The following is a 22,810-nucleotide window of genomic DNA, read 5'->3' on the forward strand; positions in this document are numbered from 1 at the left end:
CACGATCGACCATCCGAATCATCTCCCTCTCTTCCTTACCCCCGGAATCATCAATCCGATTCTGTGCAAAGGCCTCCAAGTGGGGGAGATGTCCGGCAGGACAGAGGGGGGCGCGAAGGATTGCCAACCTTTGAAAACTTCTTCTACCCCATGGCGTGGCGAATGGTCTTGGACAGACGGCTCAGGAATGCCGGTCTAGACGAGGCGTCGAGCTTCCACGACAGCACCGCCGTCGCCAGTTTCCGCGGCAGCACCCCGACCGACAGGAACCAGGCGGCAAGGACGGCGCGCCGGCGCAGGGACGCGGTCATTTCGAGGCTGGCGACGGCGCCCGCCGCCCCAAGCGCCAGCCGGGAATCATTGGCCACTGGGTGCCGGCGCCTGTCCGCGCACAGCGACGCCAGCCGCTCTTCCAGGTGGACCGGATCGTGGCGGACAGCCTCCGACGGGACGATGGTCAGGCCGATCCCGGAGGCTTGGTCCGACAGCGCCTGCATGCGGCGGAAGTCGTGGGTTACCCGCCAGCGTGCCCGCTCGGCGAGCTTTTCACCGAACACCGAATGGTTGGCGCCGTGGATCCGGTAGGCGCCGACGCATTCGTCGATGGACCGGACGTGTCCGTACATGGGCGCCAGCGTTACAAGGTAGCCATCGGCGCCCTGGCGGAACTCCGCCTCCGGTATAGGCATGATCGATTCGAGGGTTGTGCGATCAAAGGCCAGCCCGCTGGTCACAGTCGTCTGATAGCGGCCCTTGTGCAGGAGTTTCGGCATGACGTCACCGCTGTCGAAGGGCAGTTCGGGCGGCGGAAAGACGTCCTTGATGCATTGTCGTTCGTCGACGATATGCAGCCTTGACTGCACCTGGGCGGTTGCCGCATCCCAGGTGTCGACGATCCTGGAAACGGCGGCCGGATAAAGAAAATCGTCGGCGTCGAGGAACAGGACGATCTTGCCCGAGCTTGCCGCGAACCCGGTGTTGAACGCCGCCGCATGCCCGCCATTTTGCGCGCGCGGGCAGGCTTGGATCCTGTCCCCATATGATTTCATGATTGTCGTGGAATTGTCCTGCGAGGCATCATCGACGACGATGACTTCGACATCCGCGTAGTCCTGCTCGAGGGCGCTATCGATGCTGCGTTTGAGGAAACGCGCGTAATTGTAGTTCGGAATGATGATGGATACCGGAATCCTCGGGACAGACTGCATCGCATTTGACCTCGCATCTTGCTTTGGTTTCAGCAAACCCGCGCGCGGGCCTGGTTCCTCCTCAAGCGCGTCCCACGAATTCCTGGGAGAAGGCTCGTGCCTTTCGTCAGGACGGGTCACGTCTCTTGCTTTGCGACTTCATGCTGAGGCCGCCATTGCCTTCAAGAGCTGCCGCCGAGATCATGGTCGACGGCAGCAAGGGCTCCGACGGTTCGGCTCGGATGACACGACAACCGAGCCTGACGGAAAGGCTTGGGTCGCGATCAGGTCGGGACCGAAGCGGACAGGCACTTTGAAGGCATGGCGGATACTGACCCGCAAATGCGGCTGGAGCAAGCCCCGCGCCAAGACCAAAGGCTCACAAGCCTGTTACATCTCAGGCAGCAGCGTTGGAATGGCGCTGACATCCACTTCGCGCTCCGCGTGCCAGGCATCATACGCGGCTGCACCCTGAGCCAGATCGCGGCACCGTCGCCGAACATCTTTCCAAGGCGGGCGGCGACGGCCGGCGACACCGGCTTCTTCTCGCGGATGATGTCGTAAAGCTGCTGGCGCGAGATTCCGAGCAGATTGGCGATTTCCACCTTGGTCTTTCCGGTTGCCGGGATAATGTCGTCGAGCAGCGCTCCAGGGTGGGAGCGCTCCATCGGACGCGTCGGCTCATACACGCTCATATCCGATTTCTCCAATCGATCGCGCGGCAACCGGCAGGATACGACCTGCGACCATCGGCTTACAAGGCCGATGGTCTTTCCCGGAGCCGGCGAGCCGGCTCCGGGCCCTTGCGATGGGATAGCCTGAACGGTTCAGGCGGCCTGCAGCCCCGGCAGCGACAGATCGGCTTCCTCCGGCAAGTCGCCGGCCATCGCGGCAGCGAACCTGGTCTGGTCGAGTTCCCCTTCCCAGCGCGCCACGACCACGGTCGCCACCGCATTGCCGATGAAGTTGGTCAGCGCCCGGCATTCCGACATGAAGCGGTCGACGCCGAGGATCAGCGCCATGCCGGCGACCGGCACTGCCGGCACGACCGAGAGCGTCGCGGCCAGCGTGATGAAGCCGGCGCCGGTGATGCCGGCGGCGCCCTTGGAGCTCAGCATGGCGACGGCGAGCAGCAGGATCTGGTCGCCGAGGGTGAGCGGCGTGTCGGTCGCCTGGGCGATGAACAGCGCGGCCAGCGTCATGTAGATATTGGTGCCGTCGAGGTTGAAGGAATAGCCGGTCGGGACGACCAGCCCGACCACCGAGCGGTTGCAGCCGGCGCGCTCCATCTTGGCCATCAGGCCCGGCAGTGCCGCTTCCGAGGACGAGGTGCCGAGCACCAGCAGCAGCTCTTCCTTGACGTAGCGGATCAGCGCCAGGATCGAGAAGCCGTTGTAGCGGGCGACCGCGCCCAGCACCACCAGCACGAACAGCAGCGAGGTCAGGTAGAATGTGCCGATCAGCATGGCGAGGTTGGCGATCGAGCCGATGCCGTATTTGCCGATGGTGAAGGCCATGGCGCCGAAAGCGCCGATCGGCGCGGCCTTCATCAGGATGGCGACGAGGCGGAAGATCGGCGTGGTCAACGCCTGCAGGAAATCGACGACCGGGCGGCCGCGATCGCCGACCGCGGCAAGAGCGAGCCCGAACAGCACCGAAAAGAACAGCACCTGCAGGATGTCGCCCTTTGCGAAAGCGCCGGTGATCGTGTCGGGGATGATGTTCATCAGGAAACCGACGATGCTGGTGTCGTGCGCTTTTTCGGTGTAGGTCGCCACCTTTGTGGCATCGAGCGTGGCCGGATCGATATGCATGCCGGCGCCCGGCTGGACGACGTTCGAGACGACGAGGCCGACGACCAGCGCCAGCGTCGAGAATGCCAGGAAGTAGATCATCGCCTTGCCGGCGACGCGGCCCACCTTCTGCAGGTCGGAAACGCCGGCGATGCCGGTCGCCACCGTCAGGAAGATCACCGGCGCGATCACCATCTTCACCAGCTTGATGAAAGCGTCGCCGAACGGCTTCATCGCCTCACCGATTTCGGGATAGAAGTGGCCGAGCAGCACGCCGGCGGCGATCGCCGCCAGCACCTGCACATAGAGATGCCGGTAGAACGGAAGTTTGCCGCGCGGCGCGGCGGCAGCGAATGGTGTCTGCATGACGTCCTCCATTGTGCTCCGATCGAAAGCTCGACCTCCCGGAGCGTTTGCATTTGACCCAGCAGCCTCGTGACCGCTGAAGTCGTATTTGCAACTGCCGTGCCAGACTGCGCTTAAGAGGCTATCGATTTGATTTTGTTGGGTATCCTCAAACTCAAGCTTTTGGCTTTGCCCACACAGAGTGCGGATGTTCGCATGGTCGAATTGTGCTTTGTGCGAAATCATGCACAAATGGGCGATGCTGCAACGACCCGCCGCTGCCTTGCCGTCGACGCCCGAGCAACTCGGCAGGCGAGCGCGCCGTGCCTGGCTGCTGTTTGCGGTAATCGCCCTTGCGACGGCCACGGCCGCACTTTACGGCGCCGGTCTCTATGGCCGCATCACCGAGCTCGGGACACTGACGGCGCAGGGCCGCACCGACGCCAATCTGAAGGTCGCGCTATTGCGCGCCGTTCTGGAAAGCCCGCGCGCCCTGCCCCTGCTTTTGTCGGAAGACCAGCAGGTGCGCGATGCGCTGGCGCAGAAAAGTGCTGCTGCAATCGATGTGCTGAATCGCAAGCTTGAAGGGCTGGTCTCCGGCACCAAGGCCTCGGTGCTCTATGTCATCGGCAGCGACGGACTGGCGATCGCCTCCAGCAACTGGCGCGACCCGATCAGCTTTGTCGGCAACGACTACCGGTTCCGCGACTATTTCTCCGCGGCGATGCAATCTGGAACCGCCGAATATTTCGCGCTCGGCAATGTCAGCAAACGCCCAGGCCTCTACATCTCGCGACGCGTCGGCGATGCTGCCGCACCGCTCGGCGTCGTCGTCGTCAAGGCGGAGTTCGATCAGCTCGAAGCCGACTGGCACGAGGTGAACCGCCCGGCCTATGTCAGCGACGAGCGCGGTATCGTCCTGATCACCAGCGTGCGGTCCTGGCGCTTCATGACGACGGCGCCGCTTGCCGGGCCTGATCGTGCCGCGATCCAGAACAGCCAGCAGTTCGGCGATGCACCGCTGATGCCGTTGCCGATCACGCGCCCACAGGCGCTCAGCCCGGACACATCCATCGTCCACGCGGTGACGCCCGGCGGCAGCGACGCGGAATATCTCCGGCTTTCAGCCCCGGTTGCTTCGACCCCCTGGCGGCTCGACTATCTCCTCCCGGCCGAGACGCCGATCGCCGCCGCGGCCCGTGAAATGCGGCTCCTTGCGCTCGGCGTCTTGGTCCCGTTGCTCGGCCTTGCTGCGTATCTGTTGTGGCGCCGGCAGTCGGGACAAATGCGGATCGCCGCCGAACAGGCGGCGCGCACCGAACTCGAGCGCCGCGTCGTCGAACGAACCGAGGATCTGAGCCGTGCCCGCGATCGGCTGCAGGCGGAGATATCAGACCATCGCAGCACGGAAGCCAAGCTGCAGGTGGTGCAGCAGGATCTGGTCCAGGCCAACCGCCTCGCCATCCTCGGCCAGGTCGCCGCCGGCGTCGCCCATGAGATCAACCAGCCGGTTGCCACCATACGCGCCTATGCCGACAACGCCCGGGTCTTCCTCGACAGGAAGCAGACCGCGCCCGCCGAGGAAAACCTCGGCGCCATCGCAGCATTGACCGAGCGCATCGGCACCATCACCGAAGAATTGAAGGCCTTTGCCCGCAAGGGCCGCACCGCCGCCGAGCCTGTCGCATTGCGCGGTGTCATCGAGGGCGCCGTCGTGCTGTTGAGAAGCCGCTTTGCCGGCCGGCTCGACGCACTGGCGATCGACCTGCCACCGCCGAGCCTCAAGGTCATGGGCAACCGGGTCCGGCTCGAACAGGTGCTGATCAACCTCTTCCAGAACGCGCTTGAAGCGCTGGACGGCCGCAACGACGCTCATGTGCGGGTTTCGGTCGAGGAGACCGCGGACGGCGTGACGGTCGGCGTGTCCGATAACGGACCTGGCATTCCGCCAGGGATTCTCAAATCGCTGTTCACGCCGTTCAATACATCCAAGGAGAAAGGCCTCGGTCTTGGCCTTGTCATCTCGAAGGATATCGTCGCCGACTACGGCGGACGCGTCGAGGTTTCGAGCGACGGCAGCGGCACCCGCTTCACCATCCATCTCTTGAAAGCAGCATAGTGGCCAAGGCAGCATGACGAACGACGACGCAGCGCCGGTCATCTTGGTCGATGACGACAGCGATCTCCTCAAGGCCACCGCGCAGACGCTCGAGCTTGCCGGCTTTTCGGTCTCGGCTTTTTCGGTGGCGGCCGAGGCGCTGGCCAGGCTCGACACCGGTTTTGCCGGCGTGGTGGTGTCGGATATCCGCATGCCTGAGATTGACGGCTTGCAGCTTTTCGACCGCATCCTGCGGCTGGACCCGGACATCCCGGTCATCCTCGTCACCGGGCATGGCGACATCGCGGCTGCCGTCAAGGCGATCAAGGACGGTGCCTACGACTTCATCACCAAACCCTTCGCCGCCGACCGGCTGGTGCAGAGCGTGCGCCGCGCCGCGGAAAAGCGCCGCCTGGTGATGGAGAACCGCGCCTTGCGCGAGGCGGCCGGAGAGGCGCAGGACGGCCTGCCGCTGATCGGCCAGACGCCGGCGATGGAAAGGCTGCGCCGCACGCTGCGCCAGATCGCCGACACCGATGTCGATGTGCTGGTGACCGGCGAGACCGGTTCCGGCAAGGAAGTGGTGGCCAGCCTTTTGCATCGCTGGAGTCGCCGCGCCAAGGGCAATTTCGTCGCGCTGAATTGCGGCACGCTGCCCGAGACGGTCATCGAGAGCGAATTGTTCGGCCACGAGGCCGGCGCCTTCACCGGGGCGCAGAAGAAGCGGATCGGCCGTATCGAGCATGCCAGCGGCGGCACGCTGTTCCTCGACGAGATCGAAAGCATGCCGGTCTCGACACAGGTGCAGATGCTGCGCGTGCTGGAAATGCGCGAGGTCACCCCGCTCGGCACCAACGAAATGCGGCCCGTCGACCTGCGCGTCGTTGCGGCCGCCAAGGTCGATCTCGGCGATCCGCGCCAGCGCGGCGCTTTCCGCGAGGATCTCTATTACCGGCTCAACGTGGTGACGATCTCCATTCCGCCGCTGCGCGAGCGCCGCGACGACGTCGCACTGCTGTTCTTCTACTTCGCCGAGCGCGCCGCCGCCCGCTTCCGGCGTCCGCTGCCGGCGGTGCCGGCCGCGGTGCACCGCCATCTGAGCGACCATGACTGGCCGGGCAATGTGCGCGAGCTTGCGCATTTCGCCGAACGCTTTGTGCTTGGACTGGAGGAAGACGCAGGAGTGGCATCCCCCGCCCCAGCCCAGCCGGATGCCGCCATGAAACTGCCGGAACGGCTGGAGCGCTACGAGGCCGACATCATCCGCGAGACGCTTAACCGCAACGAGGGCGACGTCAGGCGCACCATCGAAGCGCTGGGGATTCCGCGCAAGACCTTTTATGACAAGCTGCAGCGCCACGGCATCGTGCGCAGCGAGTTTTCGAGGTAAGGGGGCCGATCGCTTGTGCTGCCCTTCGGGGCGGTCAGATCATCCCTGCCCGTTCGGCGCTGACGGACCCTGAGATTGACGACATCGTCGCCTTCCTCGGCACGCCGACGGATGCGGATCAGGCAAGGCAGTGAGGCGGCCACGCCAGCCGCCACTCGATGACCGATTCACGGCGCAACCAGTGATTGCTCTCTGAAATCGGTTGGTTAGAATGCGCCACGCGTCGCTTGCGGCGGCGCCGAGGGCTTCGATTGGCGGGGTGGTGAAATTGGTTCGAGTGTGGCTCAAGCCCTCATGGTGGGCGCTGGCCGCCGCAATCGTCCTGACGGTTTCGGCCTTCCCGGCGTTCGCGGCCAGCAGCGATTGCATCAGCGATGACGAGGTCGAACTGGCGGTGCGAATCGCCGCCTGCACGCGCATGATCGAGGATACGACGGAGCCGGCCGGCGATCGACAAATCGCGTATGGCAAGCGTGGCAACGCTCTGGTGGAACTTGGCGACTACGACCGCGCCATGGCGGATTTTGATCAGGCGATCAGCCTCGATCCGAACCAGGCCAGAGCCTACAATGGTCGAGGCTGGGTCTGGTTCAGCAGGGGCGACTATGACCGCGCTATCGCCGACTACAACACGGCGATCAAGCTCGAACCGAAAAAGGCGGCGATCTATGTCAATCGAGGACTCGTCTGGAAAAGCAAGGGCGACCTCGACCGTGCTATGGCCTATTTTGACCAGGCGATCCGTCTCGATCCGAAGCTCGCCAGTGCCTACATCGGTAGAGGCATAGCGGGGGCCGGCAAGGGGGACAATGACCTCGCCATGGTCGATTTCAACCAGGCGATCAGCCTCAATCCCAAAAATGTGGATGCCTACAACAGTCGAGGCGTCGTGTGGGCCAGGAAGGGTGACTTTGACCGTGCCATCGCCGACCATAGTCAAGCGATTGCCCTCGATCCCAAGAATACGCTCGCATATTCCAACCGAGGCCTCTCTTGGGCCGCCAAGGGTAATGAGGCGCTTGCGATAGCCGATTGCTCGCAGGCAATCAGCCTCAGTCCGAACGTCGGCCACACCTATGGAGACCGGGGGCTCGTGGAGTTGCTTTTCGGCTTGCTTGCGAAAGCACAGGCCGACATCGAAAAAGCTGCGGCGCTCGAGCCTGGAAATGCCTACCTCGCGATCTGGAGGCATATCCTGGAGCGCAGCAGTGGCGATGACGGCCATTTGCGCGAAGCAGCCAAAACGCTCGACATGACGAACTGGCCGGCACCGGTAGTGCATATGTTTCTTGGTGAACAAACCCCCGCCGAGGTACTGGCAGCGGCTGGCGGAGCGAGCATGGCCACGAAAATCGTACAGCGCTGTGAGGCGAATTTTTTCGTCGCCGAGTTCAACCGACTACAGGGACACACCGAAGGCGCATTGCCGCTTTACCGGCGCGCGGCCAGCGAATGCCCTCAGGACCACATCGAGCGCCATCTCGCCGCCGCCAGATTACGTGCGCTGGTCGTTATGCCGTGACAGAAGAATGAGTCCCAGCCGAGACTTGGGATCGGAAAGACAGACGCATCTCCTGCAAGGCGCGCAAGCGCATTGAAGTCCGGGCCGTGGTGCTTGCCTGGCACATTCTGTCACATTGGTTCAGGCTTGGCCGCCCATCTGTCAGGATGATCGCGCGACCAATTACAGTCTTCGCGGCCCTGCGCTAGACTGAGCAACCGCAACCGGACCACTCTCATGATTGTCCAGACCTGCATCAATGGCGCGCGCAGCGCCGATTTCCATCCGCAGCTGCCGCTTGACGCGGACGCCATGGCGCGTGACGGCGCGTCCTGCGTGGCCGCCGGTGCGGCCGAGCTGCATGTCCATGCACGCGGGCTCGACGGCCGCGAAAGCCTTGCCCCGGCGACGATGGACCGTACCATCCTGACGCTGCGCCGAGCCTGCCCGGGCACGCTGATCGGCGTGTCGACCGGCGCCTGGATCGAGAACGACGACGAGCGGACGCTTGCGGCGATCGCCGGCTGGAGCGAGCTGCCTGACTACGCCTCGGTCAATCTGAGCGAGAAAGCAGCGCCCGAGGTCATGCAAAGCCTGCGGCAGCGCGGCATCGGTATCGAGGCCGGGCTCGCCTCCGTCGCTGATGCCGAGCGCCTGGTCCGCCTAGACAATGGCAACCAGGTGCTGCGCATCCTGATCGAGATTTCCGAGCAGGAATTGGACGAGGCGCTGGAAGCCTGCGACGGCATCGCCGCCGTGCTCGACCGCGCCGGACTGCGTCGCGCCATCCTGCTGCACGGTGCCGACGCCACGGTGTGGCCGTTCGTGCACCGGGCGGCGGAACGCAACTGGTCGACGCGCGTCGGGCTGGAAGACGGCAAGGCGCTTCCGGACGGCACTACGGCGTCCGGCAATGCCGCACTGACGGCTGCTGCGGTTGCGATTTTCCGGGCCGGTCGTTGATTCATCCCGTAGGCTTCGGGCGCCTTGCCGATCTTCTCGGGATGCTGCGTCAGGCCACGTCCCGCAAAGTCGAACGCGGCGTAGCCGATTTCGCGGTTGCGCGATCCTCGTGAAGCGCGAACCCTGCTGCGCCCGGGTCGCCCAGCTCAGAGCGGAGCTGCATGCTCGGGATGTGGTAGTCGCCGCCATTCTGCTGCCGGTAGGGAATCGGTCGGGTTGTCTCGAGCGTCCGCATCCTTTCGCGCAGCCGCTCCGCGACAGGCTCGAAATCGGCCTCGCCGAAACGATCCACTCTGTAGACGACGAAAGGCGGAAGCACGTCATAGCCCGGATAGTAAAGGATCCCGTGATTGATCGGGAACAGCAGGTCGTCGATCGGGCCGTTGACGCCGCGGGCGGAGTAATGCTCCTCCCAGCCGCCGGCGGTCACGATCAGCATCGCGCGCTTGCCGGCGAGCGTTCCCTCGCCAAAGCGGTCACCCCACCGCTTGTCGCTATGCTCGCCGACACCATAGGCGAAGCCGTAGGCGTACACCCGGTCGACCCAGCCCTTGAGGATTGCCGGCATGGCATACCACCACAGCGGGAATTGGACGTGTCGGCCCACAGCAGCTTGTCGATCTCTGCTTTAACATCTTCGGTTAGCGTGTTGGTCCCAAATGCTTTTTTGGATGCCACAGCCGGCAGGAAGCGTTCTTCGGGCGGCCACGACGGAAAGTCGGCACGGTCCACCTCGGATTTCCAGCCATCGGCATAGAGGTCCGATATCAGCACTTCATGGCCCTGGGCCTCGAGTTCCCTGATGGCGACGTCACGCAGTGCTCCGTTGAGCGAACGCGGTTCAGGATGAGCAAAAACAAGCAGGACTTTCATGGGGCCACTCCGAAGAAGGATGATGGCACTGAAGGTAGCTAGGCCAGAGATGATCCGCTACATCTGAGCAATGCATAAGATTATGCCGAATAATGGATAGATCTGATGTGACCCTCGAGCGCATGCGCACCTTCGTTCGCGTCGCCGAGCGCGGCAGCCTGTCGGCGGTGGCGCGCGAACTCGGGGTTGGGCAGTCGACGGTCACACGGCATTTGCGCGAGCTCGAAGACGCCGTCGGGGTGCCCTTGATCAGCAGGACCACCCGGCGTGTCACGATGACCGATGAAGGCAGCCGTTACTATGCCGACAGTGTCCAGATCCTGCGCCTCGTCGAGCAGGCCGGCGACGAGGCGCGGGGCACGCGCGGCGCGTCGGCCGGCACGATCCGGATATCCTGCACGGCGGCGCTCGGGGTCTTGCACGTCAGCCGGCTGATCTTCGCCTTTCGGACCGCTATCCCGACATCGGTGTCGATCTCAGCCTCACCGACGAGCGCATCGACCTTGTGCGGGAGGGCGTCGACATCGCGCTTCGCCTCGGTCCGCTCACCGACAGCTCGATGAAACTTCGGGCGCTCGGTCAGTCCCGGCGTCTGCTGGTGGCGGCACCGGCCTATCTGGCGGCGCGGGGCAGACCGGCCGTCCCACAGGACCTGCCTGGCCAGGAAGGCATCCGGATGTCGAACATCGCGGGAAGCGACACGCTCGCCCTGGAGGGGCCGGGCGGCGAACGCCACGCGGTGCCTTTTGGCGGCCGGTTTCGGGTCGACCATGGGCTTGCCGTGCGCGAAGCCCTCGTCGCCGGGCGCGGTATTGCACCTGCCCATCACTGGCTTGTCGACGATCTCCTCGCCGCCGGCCGGCTGGAAGTGATCCTGCCGGACTACGCCCCGCCTCCCATTCCGCTGAGCATGCTGATCGTCCCGGAGCGCGCCGGCATTGCCAGGGTCCGGCTGCTGGTCGATTTTCTCGCCGAGCGGATCGGCGGCATTCCAGGGATCGAGAAACCGCGTTAGTCGGCATGCCCTCGGTCGGCTGCGGCTGGCAAAACCCTCCCGTCTTCCGGGATGCGGCCTTGTTGACAGCGCCGAACGCTCTTGCGATTTAAAAAGATACACCCTAAGTTGTTTTCATATCAGAAAGAAAATTCGATAAATTCTTTCCATTTATGAAAGCCTGAGTTTTTGCGGGAACATCTCGATCAGACCGACCGGCGACTGGTCAAGCTGCTGTCGCAGGATGCGCAGCTTGGCGTCAATCGCCTCGCCGAGAAGATGGCCGTCTCGGTGCCCACGGTGCGCATGCGGCTGCGCAACCTGCTTGACCGCAACCTGCTCAAGATCGTCGGGCTGCTCAACCTGACCGAGCGCCCAGAATTGATCTCGGCGATCGTCGGCATCAATGCGCAGGGGCGCGGCCGCGCCCGGGAACTGGCGCAGCGCATCGCCGAACTGCCTTTCGTGAACTCAGCCTCGGTGGTCACCGGACGTTTCGACATCATCGTCGACGTGACGGTGGCCGGCGATGTCGCCGATCTCTATCGCGTTACCAGCGAACTGATCCCCGGCGCCGGCGAGCCGGGCGAAGTCGTGCGCAGCGAGACGTTCGTCGTCATGGCCTCCTGCAACAAATGGGTCAGCCTGCCGGAAGGCTGCTGGTCGGACGAGATCAAGCGCGACGAAACCGGGCGCGACGAAACTGGGCGCGACGAAACTGGGCGAAAGGAAACACCATGAAGATCGCGGTTCTCGGCGGCCTCGGCCTGCAAGGCCGGGCGGCGATCGCCGATCTTGTCGCCAGCGCCGGTGTCGAAGAAGTCGTCTGCGTCGATACCGCCCGGGATGGCGCAGCCCGGCTTGGCGGCCTGACCGACCTTGCCCGCGTGCGTTTCGTCGTGCCCGAAGGCGCGATCGCCCCTGTGTTGGCGAATGTGCTGGCGGGTGTCGACGCCGCCATCGATCTGTTGCCGCAGCCGCTGATGCGCGAGGCGGTGCAGGCCGCGATCGCGACGCGCACGCCGCTGGTCACCACCAATTACGGCAAGACGATCGCCGACCTTGCCCCCGCAGCGGAAGCGGCCGGCGTTTCGATCATGACCGAATGCGGGCTCGACCCCGGCATCGACCTTGTGCTCTACGCGCGCGCCGCCCGTCAGTTCGACGCCATCACGGCGATTGATTCCTATTGCGGCGGTATCCCCGAGCCGAGGGCGATGGCCAAGCCGCTGTGCTACAAGGTGAGCTGGAATTTTGACATGGTTCTGATGAGCCAGAACCGCGACAGCGTGCTGGTCGAGAACGGCAAGCGGGTCGATGTGCCGGCCGGCCAGCAACATGAAAATCGCTTTATCCACGAGATCGAGATCGCGGGGCTCGGCAGGCTGGAAGCCTTCCCCAATGGCGACGCGCCGCATTATGCCGGCATGCTTGCCGCCGCCAAGGGGTTGCAGCGCTCCGGCCGCTATTCGTTGCGCTGGCCGGGTTGGTCGGCGTTCTGGGCGCCGCTGAAGGAGCTTGGCTTCCTTTCCGAAGACAAGGTGCCCGGCGTTGGCGCCAGCCCACGCGAATTTCTCGGCCGGCTGCTCGGCCCGCAACTGCAATACGGCGCCGGCGAGAAGGACCTTTGCGTGATGCGCAATGTCTTTACCGGCACCCAAGATGGCCGCCGCAAGACGATGATGTCGGACCTGGTCATCGAACGCGACCTCGCCTCCGGCCTGTTCGGCATGAGCCTCGGCGTCGGCTATCCCGCCAGCATCGTGGCGCAGATGCTGGCGCGGGGCGAAATTGCCGAGCCCGGCCTGCTCAACCCGCTGTTGCATGTGCCGGACGGCCGCTTTCTCGATGAACTGGCCAGACGCGGTATACGGGTATCCGAAACGATCGACTGGGACTGAAAGATTTTCGAACGGTGGTCGCCGCCGGCAACGGCGCTGCCGCTCAAAAAGCACCCCAAAGGGGTGGAACAACAAAGTGAAAATAACAAACGACAACAAGGAGGAATGCCCAATGACCATTGCCAAGCTTTTCATCGCCGGCCTTGCGCTCGCCGGTCTCACTGCCGCGGCCAGTGCCGGAACGCTCGACGAGATCACCAAGCGCGGCGAGTTGCGCGTTGCCGTGCAGACGCAGGGACCGCCCTTCTCGCTGGTCGGCGCTGCCGGCGAGCGCACCGGCAGTTCGGTCGAACTTGCCGAACTGATGGCCAAGGAAATGGGCGTCAAGATCACCTTTTTGGATTTCGATTGGGACGGCCTGATCCCGGCCCTGCTGTCGGGCAAGGCCGATCTTCTGGTCGCCGACATGACGCCGACGCTGGCACGGGCGATGAAGGTCGCCTTCACCAAGCCCTATATGTACACGGGCAGCACCGTCTTCACCAAGGCCGACGGCAAGTTCAAATCCACCGAGGATTGCAAGGCCAAGGGTACCAAGATCGCCGTGCTGCTCGGCGCCACCGGCGAGAAGGAGGCCAAGAAGGCTTTCCCGGACGCCGACATCAAGAGCTACAAGGGCGGCGGCCCGCTGCTGCTTGACGCCGTCAACAACGGCCAGGCCGATTGCGGCGTCAACGACGTCTCGGCGGTCAAGGGCCAGTCGACCGCCTACCCGGCCGGCAGCTTCACCATCATGCCGGACATGCTGTCGAAGGAGCCGCTGGCCTTCGCCACGCGCTATGACGAGCAGGACCTGCTGACCTGGATGAACCTGTTCCTCGACCAGGTCAGCCTCGACGGCCGCCTGCAGAAGAACCTCGACTACTGGGTCAATTCCGACGACTGGAAGAAGGATCACTGAGTAGAGTGAGTAGTGAGTAGTGAGTAGTGAGTAGTGAGTAGTGAGTAGTGAATAGCCTCTAGGCACTATTCGCTATTCACATTCGCTATTCGCTATTCGCTACTCCCTACTCCCTACTCCCTAACTATTAACCATTCACTATTCACCATTCACCGCCCACCCATGCTCGAAAATTTCAGCTTCCGCACCATTGTCGAATATCTGCCCCTGTTCGGGCAGGGCCTCGTCACGACCGTGTGGCTGTCTGTCCTCGCCTTTGCCGGGGCGCTCGCCGTCGGCATCGTGCTCGCCGCCATGAACCTTCAGCGCGGCTGGCTGTTCCGCATCCCGGCCAAGGCCTATATCGACGCGGTGCGCGCCACGCCCTTGCTGGCGCAGCTTTATTTCCTCTATTTCGGCCTGCCGCGGCTCGGCATCATCCTGCCTGAGCTCGTCGTCGGCATCCTTGCTCTGTCGCTGAACAGCGGCGCCTATGTCGCCGAGATCATCCGCGCCGGCATCCTGTCGATCCCGCGCGGCCAGGTCGAGGCCGGCGTCGCCTCCGGCATGACCTACATCCAGCGCATGCGCCTGGTCATCCTGCCGCAGGCGTTCAAGGTGACGATCCCGCCGCTGCTCGGCCAAGCGATCGTGCTGGTCAAGGATTCCGCCCTGCTGTCGCTGATCGCGGTCGCCGAACTGACGCGCGCCGGGCAATTGCTCGCCTCCGACCGCTTCATGCCGGCGGAAGGTTTTATCACCATCGCCGCCTTCTACCTCCTGCTCTATTACGGGCTGAAGGGACTGGCGGCGCTGTCCGGGCGCTGGCTCGGCCTCGCGGGGGCACGGACATGATCTGGCAGCAGCTGCAAAGCCTCGCCGGCAGCTATCCCCTCGCCTTGCGCGGCCTCGGCATGACCGTGATGCTGTCGCTGGTCAGCCTGGTGCTGGGCACGCTGATCGGCTTTGGCCTCGGCATTCTGCGGACCGGCGGCAACCGGCTGATCAGCGTTGCGATCGGCGCCTGGGTCGACCTGATCCGCGGCACGCCGTTCCTGGTGCAGATCTTCCTGATCTTCTTCATCCTGCCGGAACTCGGCATCGAGCTCGACGCCTTCACTGCCGGCATCATCGCGCTGACCAATCTGGCCGCCTGCTTCATCTGCGAGATCGTCGTCGCCGGCATTCGCTCGGTGCCGACCGGCCAGGTCGAGGCGGCGCTGGCGTCCGGTCTGTCGCGCTGGCAGCGCATGCGCCAGGTGGTGCTGCCGCAGGCGATGCGCATCGTGCTGCCGCCGCTGGTCGGGCAATATGTGCTGCTGATCAAGGATTCCTCCGTCGTTTCGGCCATCGGGCTCACCGATCTCACCCGCGTCGGCTGGCTGGTGGTGCAGCGCGTGCCGAACGGGCTGCTGGTCTTCTTCCTCGTCGGCATCGGCTATTTCATCGTCTGCTATCCGCTGATCCTGCTGGCGCGCCGGCTTGAGCAACGCATGGGTGCGGCCCATGGCGAGGTGCAGTTGTGACGTTGAACCTCAGCAAAAATGGTACCGGCATGATCGAGTTTCGCGGCGTCAACAAATGGTTCGGCACGCTCAATGTGCTGAAGGACATCAAGCTCAGCGTCGAGCCACGCGAAGTGGTCGTCGTCTGCGGCCCGAGCGGCTCGGGCAAGAGCACGCTGATCCGCTGCATCAACGGACTGGAGACGATCCGCGACGGCGACCTGGTGGTCGACGGCCAGCGCCTCGGCGACCCCGCCACCAACATGACGCGGCTGCGCACCGAGATCGGCTTCGTCTTCCAGTCCTTCAACCTCTATCCGCACAAGACCGCGCTCGAGAACGTGACGCTGGCGCCGATCCATGTCCGCAAGATCCCGCGCGCCGAGGCCGAGAAGGCCGGGCGCGAGCTGCTTGCCAACGTCGGCCTTGCCGACAAGGTCAATGCCTATCCCGCACAACTCTCCGGCGGCCAGCAGCAGCGCGTCGCGATCGCCCGCTGCCTCGGTATGCGCCCCAAGATCATGCTATTCGACGAGCCGACCTCGGCGCTCGACCCTGAGATGATCTCGGAAGTGCTCGACGTCATGGTCGCGGTCGCCGAGGAGGGCATGACCATGATGGTGGTGACCCACGAAATGGGCTTTGCCCGCAAGGTCGCCCAGCGCGTGGTGTTCATGGATGCCGGCGCCATCGTCGAGAGCGGCACGCCGGATGAATTCTTCTCGCACCCCAAGACCGACCGCAGCCGCGCCTTCCTGAGCAAGATTCTGCGGCATTAGAGTCAAAACTCAACCAGCTGGCTGTCGCCAATGGCCGAGACGGGTGGAATGCTGCCATCCGTCTCGTCGATGGGAACGAGCAATTAGCGCCATGTTCAGACATTCGGGAACGGCGTGACCCCCATGCGATGAAACGGCGGTAGGCCGCCGCTCCGAATTTGAGCGGCCCGTCCGGCAACGCTATAATTGACCGGCAGGGGACGTTATCGATGATGCAAATCAGAGCCATGACTGAGCAGGACGTGCCGTCGGTATCGCTGCTCATTGGAGAGTCTTGGCGCAGGACGTACTCGCCAATCATGGGTGCCGAGACCGCGGCCCTGATTTCGGATGAAGATCACACGCTGCAGCGGATTGCGGCGGAACTGACAGACACCAACAAAATGTCGTTCGTGGCAGAACGGCCAGACGGCTCGATTGCCGGCTACGCGATGGCTAAGGTGAATGAAGCCGGCGACGTCATGCTTGACCGGCTCCACATCGATCAAAGCGAGTACGGCACCGGGCTAGCCGCTAATATATTGCACGCTGACTTTGCCGCCCATTCCGGCATCCTGAGCATCGCACTCGAAGTGCTCGAGGGAAACGACCGGGCAATGGCCTTTTACCGCAAACATGGTTCGAAGTGGCCGCGTTGCACGGTGCAGAAGGCCATGCATCGTTGATTATGCGCAAACTGCTATCGCGCGCCTAGTCGGAACTCGCGCATCGAACAGTACATCACGTCTTCCGTCCCCAGCGCACCGGCGGCCTCCCCGTTCGCAATCCAAATAGACGTCTTTCAGCTGTTTGATTGGCATGTCAGCGTGAGCGAGCGCGAGGGACTTAACAACTGACATGATCATTTTGAGATCCTCCCCAGTTCCCGTCGGTCAACATTCAGTACTTGGGGTCGCAGGTGTAGTGCCGTTCGAAGGTCCCGTCCGCGCGCCGCTGCTTGTCGAAGCCGCGATGTAAGGCTCGATCGCGCGCTCGTGGACCAGCCAAAGGGGATCTCGGCCGAGGCGTAGCTACTGCCGGCGGCCAACCGTTTCGGGATCGAGGCCGAAGCGATCCTGGTGCGCTCGACCGTCGTGCCGGCCGCGCCTGCCTCCGCATGACGGATGGCGCGGCTTCGCAAAGCGCATATGATTTCGTCACGTGAGATGCCGATGTCGCCAAGAACGTCATCGGGTAAACGGCTCAACTGGTCCGTTGCCGACAAGAGAGCTTTTCGCTCGGCGCGGAGGCGTAACCACCTGCGAAATGGACCGATGGCGGCAGCATGAATTATAACCATGATCAGATCGTACCTTCATTGATCTGAATTGACCGGTACGGAACGGCGCGAACGGCACTCCGGGCGAGAGCTTCAGCCGTCCGCGAGGCAAGTTAGGCGTGGTCGATGGATTGGTTTTGCCGCGGCGTGCCCATACGGCGGGCGGTGGCTGGCCCCGGGCCACGCATGTAATAAAGCTCCGGGCGGTAGCGCGGCGCGACGAATTTGCGAAACCCCGCAGCAAGTTTTGTGACGGGAGCCAAGAATTTCATGACCGTTCCCTTTCCCTTCGCCGGCTTGAACACGAGCCGGCGGGCCTGGATGTTGCAAACAAGGATATGCCAGTCGAACCAGGCTCGGCTGTGGGAATTCCCACACCGGGGAAAACATTGGAAAAATCCGCTCCCAGTTTTGCTTTCCGGAAAGCGGGGCCTGCGGCCATCAAATTTCCTTGGATAGGGAGTAAGGTGAAGTACACCTGATTGAACAAGAGGCTGTTGTGACAGGCTCTCCGGCCTTCATCTCAAGACTTTGCGATGCCGACCTCGCCGCGCTGACCAAACGGTGGCACGAGCGCAGCTATCGACACAACGAGCTGATCATTTCCCACGGCGACACTGGTCGCGATGTCTTCTTCCTGCTGGAAGGACGGGCTCGCGTGACACTGGTTTCAGCGGACGGCAGGGAGATAGCGTATCGCGATGTCGAACCGGGTGACATTTTCGGGGAGCTCGGAGGCATTGACGGGATTGCACGCTCTGCCAGCGTAGTCGCGCTGGAGGCAACCCGCGCTGCACGGCTGTCCGGCACAGCATTCCGGGATATCGTGATGACCCACCCGACTTTTGCCTGGATGCTGCTTGAGCATCTGTCTGCCCAGCTCCGGCGCATGACCGAGCGGGTATTCGAATACAGCACTCTGGTCGTGCGAAAACGGCTGATCGTCGAGCTCCTGCATCGGGCGGAGAAAGCCGCACTCGTGGACGGCGAGGTGTCCATAGGTCCGGCACCGACGCATTCCGAGCTGGCGGCAACGATGAGCACGCACAGGGAAGCGGTTTCGCGCGAAATGAGCGACCTCGCCAAGAGAGGCCTGATCGAAAAGCGCGGCAGCAGGTTATTGCTGCATGACGTCTCGGCACTACGGGCGCTGGTCGACAAGAAGGAATAGCGAAGGCTGTTGCTGCGGCGGGGGGGCACCGCACGTTTCATACTCCTCGGCCGCAAGTGATTATTCCTTCCGGCAAACCGGGCAGCCTAGCGTGCCAGCGCGCGGGTCGGGCTTGATCGCTTCACCCCTTGCAAGAATCATGACTCGGCTTCTTAGAAGTTCTCCGAACGAAGGGCAGACAAGGATTGAACTCGGTCGTTCAGAGTGATTGGATTCTGCCCTAGTCTGGAAAGAGCCGGCCGGCGTCTTCAGCCGAATGTCGCCAGAGTCTCAGTGCGAACCTCAACCCACTTGCCGTCCTAGTTGGCCTGCTAGCCGGCCTGCCTGCATCCCTCAGAGCGTTGCCAGCCGCGAATTTGTCATGGCCGTTCCATAGGCTTGCCGCAGCGTCCGCTTCTCCTCCAGCGCAATGATGACGCTTGTGGCAAAATCCGTCTTGTACATGACGGCGAGCCGTGTCAGCCCGCCTGGCGTGAAGACGTTGATCTCCAGAAGCTTGTCCCCGACGATGTCAAGCCCAACCAGAAACATGCCGTCATTGATCAATTTGGGGCGCACCATCTCGGCAATGCCCAACATCGTGCCTGTTACCTTGACTTTGCGGGCTGTTCCGGCGGCATGGATATTGGACCGGACGTCGCCCTTGGCTGGAAGGCGGCGAAAGGCTGCGTAATTGCCGTCGCGCACCAGCGGCAGACCGTTCATGAGGAAAAGACGCACGTCACCAGCCTTGGCCTCCGGGATGTAGACCTGCGCGATGAGATAGCCGTCACCGCTGGCCGCTTCGAAAATCTGGTTGAGGTTGGAATCGGTGGGCGTTGCAATATGGAAGACGTTCTTGCCACCCGATCCTTGGAGTGGCTTGACGATGCAGCCCTTCGAGTGTTTGTCGATAAATGCGCGGATCTCGGTAATGCTGCGCGATATCAGGGTAGCCGGCCTGACCGCCTCGGGAAAAGACTGAAGGTAGAGCTTGCTCTGCGCCTGTCCCAGGCCATCCGGATCGTTGACGACAATCGCGCCGCGAGCCGCCGCGAGCCGCCCGAACATAACGCCTGCGTTGGCGGCCCATGGCCGATCGGTGGCGTCCAGCGATGGATCGTTGCGCAGAAACACAATGTCGATATCGCTTATCGCCAACGTCTTTTTCTGCTTCGCTGCATCCTTCAGGGCAGCATGCAGTCTGTCGGACGTCTTGTAGGAAGCATCCGGCAGAACCGCTACGCTGACAGCCAGACCGTCATCCGGACGCAATATGAAGTCGCCTGGTTCAACATAGACAACGGAATGGCCGCGCTGGACGGCGGCCAGCGCCAACGCTGTCGTCGTGTAGGCGGGCGTCTCGCTCTCAATGGAATTGACAAAGAACGCAATGCGCATCGAGGAGACTCCGCTCAAGTTTCAACCATATCGATCGGACCGATTCCCGCCATCGCTTTCTTGAGACGCGGACGCGCCGCGTCGGAAGAGAGGAACGCGGGCTCGAGGCGCGGCGCCCGCAGCAAGCCGCGCGCGTTGAGTTCCTGGATCGCTCCGAAGTGCGCGGCGGAGATCTTGCCGATCCAGAACGGCGTGAGGCTGCCGCCGTCCTTCAGATGATCGAGGATCTGCACCATGCCCCGCAGATAGATGGCGTCCTTTGCAAGGCCCCCGCCTCGATAGACACGCAGAACGACGTTGAAGGCGCCGCGATCGTCGAAACCGAAATCCCTGTGGAGGATGCGGAAGGTCTCCTCGAATGTTGCTCCGTCGAGCATCGCCTGACAGGCGATAACCCTGGCCGCGATCAGCCTCAACCGCGCTGCGGTCATGCCGCCGACCAGATATTCCGCCAGCACGGCCAGTCCCTCCTGCATGCCCTCATAGCCGGCGAGTCCGTTGCGGAAAATGGCGAGCCCCTGCGCATCGCCGTTGAAATAGGTCAGCAGATGGACACCGATCTCGTGACTGAGCAGCGCAGTCAGACGCTCCGGTGGAAGGTTGGTATCGCGTGAAACCAGCAGCCGGTTTCGAGAGACGAGGAGGCCGGCCGGCAGGTCGCCGCGGATCTCCACGGAGGCATCGAATTCGGGATAGGCTGCCCGGTAGCCGGCGATCATGTCTCGCGCGGCCGCGGCGACAGCGTCGGCGCCCAGGCCCTTCTGCCGGGTGGCCGACGCAACGCTAGGCGCCTTTTCGAGAATGGCGCGTGCTCGCGCCGCCAGGCTCGGCTCGACGCTACCATAGAGAGCTCGTCCGAGTTCGACGAAGCGAGGCGTTTCGCGCGCCGCGAGCATCGACAGCTGGAGATCGAGTTCCTGCTGCTTTTGCGAGAGCAGCGTGGTCAGCAGCGGATCTTCCAGATGATCGAGCGAGACCGAATAGAGCTTCCGTTTCTGGCCGGCGACCTCGAACTCGAGCGGCCTGTAGAGCAGCACGGGCACACGCTCGAAGGCGCCTGCCTGGAATTCCAGCCAGGCTGGTTCGGCATTGATCGGTGTGACGGCAAGCAGGAAATCGAATGTCGACGCGACGTTGTCGATCGCCCGATCAGCGCGCACCACTGCGTCGATGTAGGCGCGCCGCCCCAGCGAACGATGGGTTGCCGGCTGTTCCACCCTTGATGCCTTCAGGAAGGCGCTGACGGCCTGAAGCGCGGAATCGACCATGTTGGCGACGACAAGGTCGTGGAGTTCGGGGTAGACGCGCTTGGTGCCAGGCACCCGGTAAATCGGTGCGAAACGTACCGTCAAGCACGCCGCATCGCCGAGATCATCCAGAAGCCGTGCTTCGGCGCGTGTCGTGGGGTTGAGTTCGTCGACGCGGGGCGTGCGGTATTTTGCTTCGCGTGCGGACGCAGCGGTGGCGAAGCGCTTCAGTGCCGCCTTCTCCGCCGCCGTGTCACCGCAGGCCAGCGCAATCTCGAAGGGCGGCAAAAACGGAACATCTTCGGTCAGGAACCGGTCTTCGGCCAACTCGCCGATGTCCAGCATGAGGAAGGCGCCGCAGTGATCGCGCAGCCTTCGCACCACCAGCCGCGCGGCCTCGCGGGCGAGGCCGATGTCGGCCGCGATCAGATAGGACGCGTTGGCGGAGACGGCATGGAATGCCGCATCCTGATGCGACCCAACATGGACACACAGAAAGGGCAGCGGCCGATCCATGTGCAAACGGTTGCCATTGCCGAAATCGCGGCGGATTGGCTTGCCGTCTCGCAAAAGCGCGTCCAGGTCCGATTCGATTTGCGCCAATAGAGGCGCGAGCTCAACGAGCTTGGGCTTCATCGCATGGCCCGCAGCGCCGATTCCAGGACGGGCACCGTAGACGCCAGCATGGCGCGCAGCCGCTCGATTGTTCCCCAGTCGGGTTCGCCACTCCATTCGTCCATGAAAATCTTCTTGAACTCGACGGCGATGGCACACCCGGTTTCCGGAAAATTGGCATGGACGAAACGGGTCTGTTCGCCCTTGCCCTGGAAGGACACATTCTCGCGCACATCGATCGGCTCGCCGTTGAGACGCTGGCCGCGAAGCGTCTCGATGAAAGCGTCGACGACCGGTGCCCAGCGCTCGCGGTCCATGGAAGACGTACCGATGTTGATGTCGGGCGCGACGTCACGGGATGTAGGCATAGCCTCCCGTCCGTCGCGCCGGTGATTATAACTATGGACGTCGATGAGAACGAACCTGCCATGGCGCTTCTCGATACCGGCAAGGACACGGTTCAGCTCACTGTAGAAGGCGTCGTGAAAGGAGAGAGACTCCGTAACGATGTCCTCGTCCGGCTGCTCTCGCCAGACTTTCAGGCCCCAGGACTGGTCCGGCGACCGGTAGACCGCAGCGTCTCGCGCACGGTTCAGATCCACTTGGAAGCGTGACCGATGAACGATGATCTGGGTAGGAAAATCGGCGATGAAACGCTCGGTGAACGGGTCCTCTTCTCGACGCCGGTCGGGATCGGAGAGACACATGAGCGATCGACAAGCCCTGCCAACGTCGGTGCCGCTGTGGATAGCTGTACCGACTATAGGCGACTCTCCGAGCTTGATCGTCCAGCCTGCCGGTGATCCACCCGGATCATTGTTGCCCGGATCATTGTTGGAAGTCATCGTGTTCACAGTCCATCGAATGCGTGGAGGGTGTGGACGGTTCCAGTTCATCGAACAAGCGATCGTTGGCTCGCCCTGGATCAGA

At 63.2% G+C, this 22,810-nt stretch carries 17 protein-coding genes and 3 pseudogenes; 13 read left to right on the forward strand and 7 right to left on the reverse strand.

Going from position 1 to position 22,810, the window contains the following annotated elements; translation table 11 throughout:
* Window positions 1–143: 143 nt before the first annotated feature.
* The 3 genes and pseudogenes from AC0L3H_RS14315 to AC0L3H_RS14325 all read right to left on the reverse strand — a co-directional run bounded on the left by AC0L3H_RS14315 (window position 144) and on the right by AC0L3H_RS14325 (window position 3,346).
* Window positions 144–1,208 carry a glycosyltransferase family 2 protein gene (locus AC0L3H_RS14315; RefSeq protein WP_473585889.1) on the reverse strand — a complete coding sequence of 355 codons (1,065 nt, stop codon included), beginning with the start codon at window positions 1,206–1,208 and terminating at the stop codon, window positions 144–146.
* Between the two features lie 369 nt (window positions 1,209–1,577).
* Window positions 1,578–1,882: pseudogene (locus AC0L3H_RS14320) on the reverse strand (HigA family addiction module antitoxin).
* 132 nt (window positions 1,883–2,014) lie between these two features.
* Window positions 2,015–3,346, reverse strand: a complete 1,332-nt coding sequence (locus AC0L3H_RS14325; protein WP_473585890.1) for a dicarboxylate/amino acid:cation symporter — start codon at window positions 3,344–3,346, stop codon at window positions 2,015–2,017.
* 223 nt (window positions 3,347–3,569) lie between these two features.
* Between AC0L3H_RS14325 and AC0L3H_RS14330 the strand changes: the two genes are divergently transcribed.
* The 4 genes from AC0L3H_RS14330 to AC0L3H_RS14345 all read left to right on the forward strand — a co-directional run bounded on the left by AC0L3H_RS14330 (window position 3,570) and on the right by AC0L3H_RS14345 (window position 9,277).
* Window positions 3,570–5,444 carry a sensor histidine kinase gene (locus tag AC0L3H_RS14330; RefSeq protein ID WP_473585891.1) on the forward strand — a complete coding sequence of 625 codons (1,875 nt, stop codon included), beginning with the start codon at window positions 3,570–3,572 and terminating at the stop codon, window positions 5,442–5,444.
* 13 nt (window positions 5,445–5,457) lie between these two features.
* Window positions 5,458–6,813 carry a sigma-54-dependent transcriptional regulator gene (locus AC0L3H_RS14335; protein WP_473585892.1) on the forward strand — a complete coding sequence of 452 codons (1,356 nt, stop codon included), beginning with the start codon at window positions 5,458–5,460 and terminating at the stop codon, window positions 6,811–6,813.
* A 211-nt stretch (window positions 6,814–7,024) separates the two neighbouring features.
* Window positions 7,025–8,335 carry a tetratricopeptide repeat protein gene (locus tag AC0L3H_RS14340; protein WP_473585893.1) on the forward strand — a complete coding sequence of 437 codons (1,311 nt, stop codon included), beginning with the start codon at window positions 7,025–7,027 and terminating at the stop codon, window positions 8,333–8,335.
* A gap of 216 nt (window positions 8,336–8,551) precedes the next feature.
* Complete coding sequence (locus AC0L3H_RS14345; RefSeq protein WP_473585894.1) at window positions 8,552–9,277, forward strand: 3-keto-5-aminohexanoate cleavage protein; 726 nt, start codon at window positions 8,552–8,554, stop codon at window positions 9,275–9,277.
* 49 nt (window positions 9,278–9,326) lie between these two features.
* Here the strand turns inward: AC0L3H_RS14345 and AC0L3H_RS14350 are convergent.
* Window positions 9,327–10,150 (reverse strand): annotated as a pseudogene (locus AC0L3H_RS14350) (NAD(P)H-dependent oxidoreductase).
* A gap of 92 nt (window positions 10,151–10,242) precedes the next feature.
* Here AC0L3H_RS14350 and AC0L3H_RS14355 point away from each other — a divergent pair.
* The 9 genes and pseudogenes from AC0L3H_RS14355 to AC0L3H_RS14395 all read left to right on the forward strand — a co-directional run bounded on the left by AC0L3H_RS14355 (window position 10,243) and on the right by AC0L3H_RS14395 (window position 18,638).
* Window positions 10,243–11,165: pseudogene (locus AC0L3H_RS14355) on the forward strand (LysR family transcriptional regulator).
* Window positions 11,166–11,333: 168 nt separating this feature from the next.
* On the forward strand, window positions 11,334–11,885 hold the full coding sequence (locus AC0L3H_RS14360) for an Lrp/AsnC family transcriptional regulator (RefSeq protein ID WP_473585895.1): 552 nt from the start codon (window positions 11,334–11,336) through the stop codon (window positions 11,883–11,885).
* On the forward strand, window positions 11,882–13,045 hold the full coding sequence (locus AC0L3H_RS14365; protein ID WP_473585896.1) for a saccharopine dehydrogenase family protein: 1,164 nt from the start codon (window positions 11,882–11,884) through the stop codon (window positions 13,043–13,045). Before AC0L3H_RS14360 ends, AC0L3H_RS14365 begins: the two co-directional genes overlap by 4 nt.
* Before the next feature lie 112 nt (window positions 13,046–13,157).
* Complete coding sequence (locus tag AC0L3H_RS14370) at window positions 13,158–13,946, forward strand: ABC transporter substrate-binding protein (protein WP_023799181.1); 789 nt, start codon at window positions 13,158–13,160, stop codon at window positions 13,944–13,946.
* Window positions 13,947–14,108: 162 nt separating this feature from the next.
* The gene (locus tag AC0L3H_RS14375; protein WP_287238615.1) at window positions 14,109–14,780 is read left to right on the forward strand and encodes an amino acid ABC transporter permease; all 672 of its coding nucleotides are present in this window, start codon (window positions 14,109–14,111) and stop codon (window positions 14,778–14,780) included.
* Entirely contained in the window at window positions 14,777–15,451 is a 675-nt protein-coding gene (locus AC0L3H_RS14380) for an amino acid ABC transporter permease (RefSeq protein WP_473585897.1), read from the forward strand. The genes AC0L3H_RS14375 and AC0L3H_RS14380 overlap by 4 nt, the downstream gene beginning before the upstream one ends.
* 29 nt (window positions 15,452–15,480) lie before the next feature.
* Entirely contained in the window at window positions 15,481–16,209 is a 729-nt protein-coding gene (locus AC0L3H_RS14385) for an amino acid ABC transporter ATP-binding protein (RefSeq protein ID WP_473585982.1), read from the forward strand.
* Between the two features lie 209 nt (window positions 16,210–16,418).
* Complete coding sequence (locus AC0L3H_RS14390; RefSeq protein WP_473585898.1) at window positions 16,419–16,874, forward strand: GNAT family N-acetyltransferase; 456 nt, start codon at window positions 16,419–16,421, stop codon at window positions 16,872–16,874.
* Between the two features lie 1,092 nt (window positions 16,875–17,966).
* The gene (locus AC0L3H_RS14395) at window positions 17,967–18,638 is read left to right on the forward strand and encodes a Crp/Fnr family transcriptional regulator (RefSeq protein ID WP_473585899.1); all 672 of its coding nucleotides are present in this window, start codon (window positions 17,967–17,969) and stop codon (window positions 18,636–18,638) included.
* A 333-nt stretch (window positions 18,639–18,971) separates the two neighbouring features.
* Here the strand turns inward: AC0L3H_RS14395 and AC0L3H_RS14400 are convergent, their stop codons facing one another.
* Genes AC0L3H_RS14400 through AC0L3H_RS14410 form a run of 3 tightly spaced genes read right to left on the reverse strand, consistent with a single transcriptional unit; the run spans window position 18,972 to window position 22,725 of the window.
* Complete coding sequence (locus AC0L3H_RS14400) at window positions 18,972–20,018, reverse strand: glutathione synthetase (RefSeq protein WP_287174071.1); 1,047 nt, start codon at window positions 20,016–20,018, stop codon at window positions 18,972–18,974.
* A 14-nt stretch (window positions 20,019–20,032) separates the two neighbouring features.
* Window positions 20,033–21,901: a flavohemoglobin expression-modulating QEGLA motif protein gene (locus AC0L3H_RS14405; RefSeq protein WP_473585900.1), complete on the reverse strand. Its 1,869-nt coding sequence runs from the start codon at window positions 21,899–21,901 to the stop codon at window positions 20,033–20,035.
* Window positions 21,898–22,725, reverse strand: a complete 828-nt coding sequence (locus tag AC0L3H_RS14410) for an N-formylglutamate amidohydrolase (RefSeq protein WP_436798455.1) — start codon at window positions 22,723–22,725, stop codon at window positions 21,898–21,900. The genes AC0L3H_RS14405 and AC0L3H_RS14410 overlap by 4 nt, the downstream gene beginning before the upstream one ends.
* Window positions 22,726–22,810: the final 85 nt, after the last annotated feature.

Source organism: Mesorhizobium sp. WSM4816 (assembly GCF_055811535.1).

Coding starts and splice junctions, on each gene's coding strand:
- AC0L3H_RS14410 (WP_436798455.1), bottom strand. CDS start 22,725: ATGACTTCCAACAATGATCCGGGCAACAATGATCCGGGTGGATCACCG.
- AC0L3H_RS14380 (WP_473585897.1), top strand. CDS start 14,777: ATGATCTGGCAGCAGCTGCAAAGCCTCGCCGGCAGCTATCCCCTCGCC.
- AC0L3H_RS14375 (WP_287238615.1), top strand. CDS start 14,109: ATGCTCGAAAATTTCAGCTTCCGCACCATTGTCGAATATCTGCCCCTG.
- AC0L3H_RS14330 (WP_473585891.1), top strand. CDS start 3,570: ATGCACAAATGGGCGATGCTGCAACGACCCGCCGCTGCCTTGCCGTCG.
- AC0L3H_RS14340 (WP_473585893.1), top strand. CDS start 7,025: ATGCGCCACGCGTCGCTTGCGGCGGCGCCGAGGGCTTCGATTGGCGGG.
- AC0L3H_RS14385 (WP_473585982.1), top strand. CDS start 15,481: ATGATCGAGTTTCGCGGCGTCAACAAATGGTTCGGCACGCTCAATGTG.
- AC0L3H_RS14400 (WP_287174071.1), bottom strand. CDS start 20,018: ATGCGCATTGCGTTCTTTGTCAATTCCATTGAGAGCGAGACGCCCGCC.
- AC0L3H_RS14390 (WP_473585898.1), top strand. CDS start 16,419: ATGATGCAAATCAGAGCCATGACTGAGCAGGACGTGCCGTCGGTATCG.
- AC0L3H_RS14335 (WP_473585892.1), top strand. CDS start 5,458: ATGACGAACGACGACGCAGCGCCGGTCATCTTGGTCGATGACGACAGC.
- AC0L3H_RS14315 (WP_473585889.1), bottom strand. CDS start 1,208: ATGCAGTCTGTCCCGAGGATTCCGGTATCCATCATCATTCCGAACTAC.
- AC0L3H_RS14370 (WP_023799181.1), top strand. CDS start 13,158: ATGACCATTGCCAAGCTTTTCATCGCCGGCCTTGCGCTCGCCGGTCTC.
- AC0L3H_RS14345 (WP_473585894.1), top strand. CDS start 8,552: ATGATTGTCCAGACCTGCATCAATGGCGCGCGCAGCGCCGATTTCCAT.
- AC0L3H_RS14325 (WP_473585890.1), bottom strand. CDS start 3,346: ATGCAGACACCATTCGCTGCCGCCGCGCCGCGCGGCAAACTTCCGTTC.
- AC0L3H_RS14365 (WP_473585896.1), top strand. CDS start 11,882: ATGAAGATCGCGGTTCTCGGCGGCCTCGGCCTGCAAGGCCGGGCGGCG.
- AC0L3H_RS14405 (WP_473585900.1), bottom strand. CDS start 21,901: ATGAAGCCCAAGCTCGTTGAGCTCGCGCCTCTATTGGCGCAAATCGAA.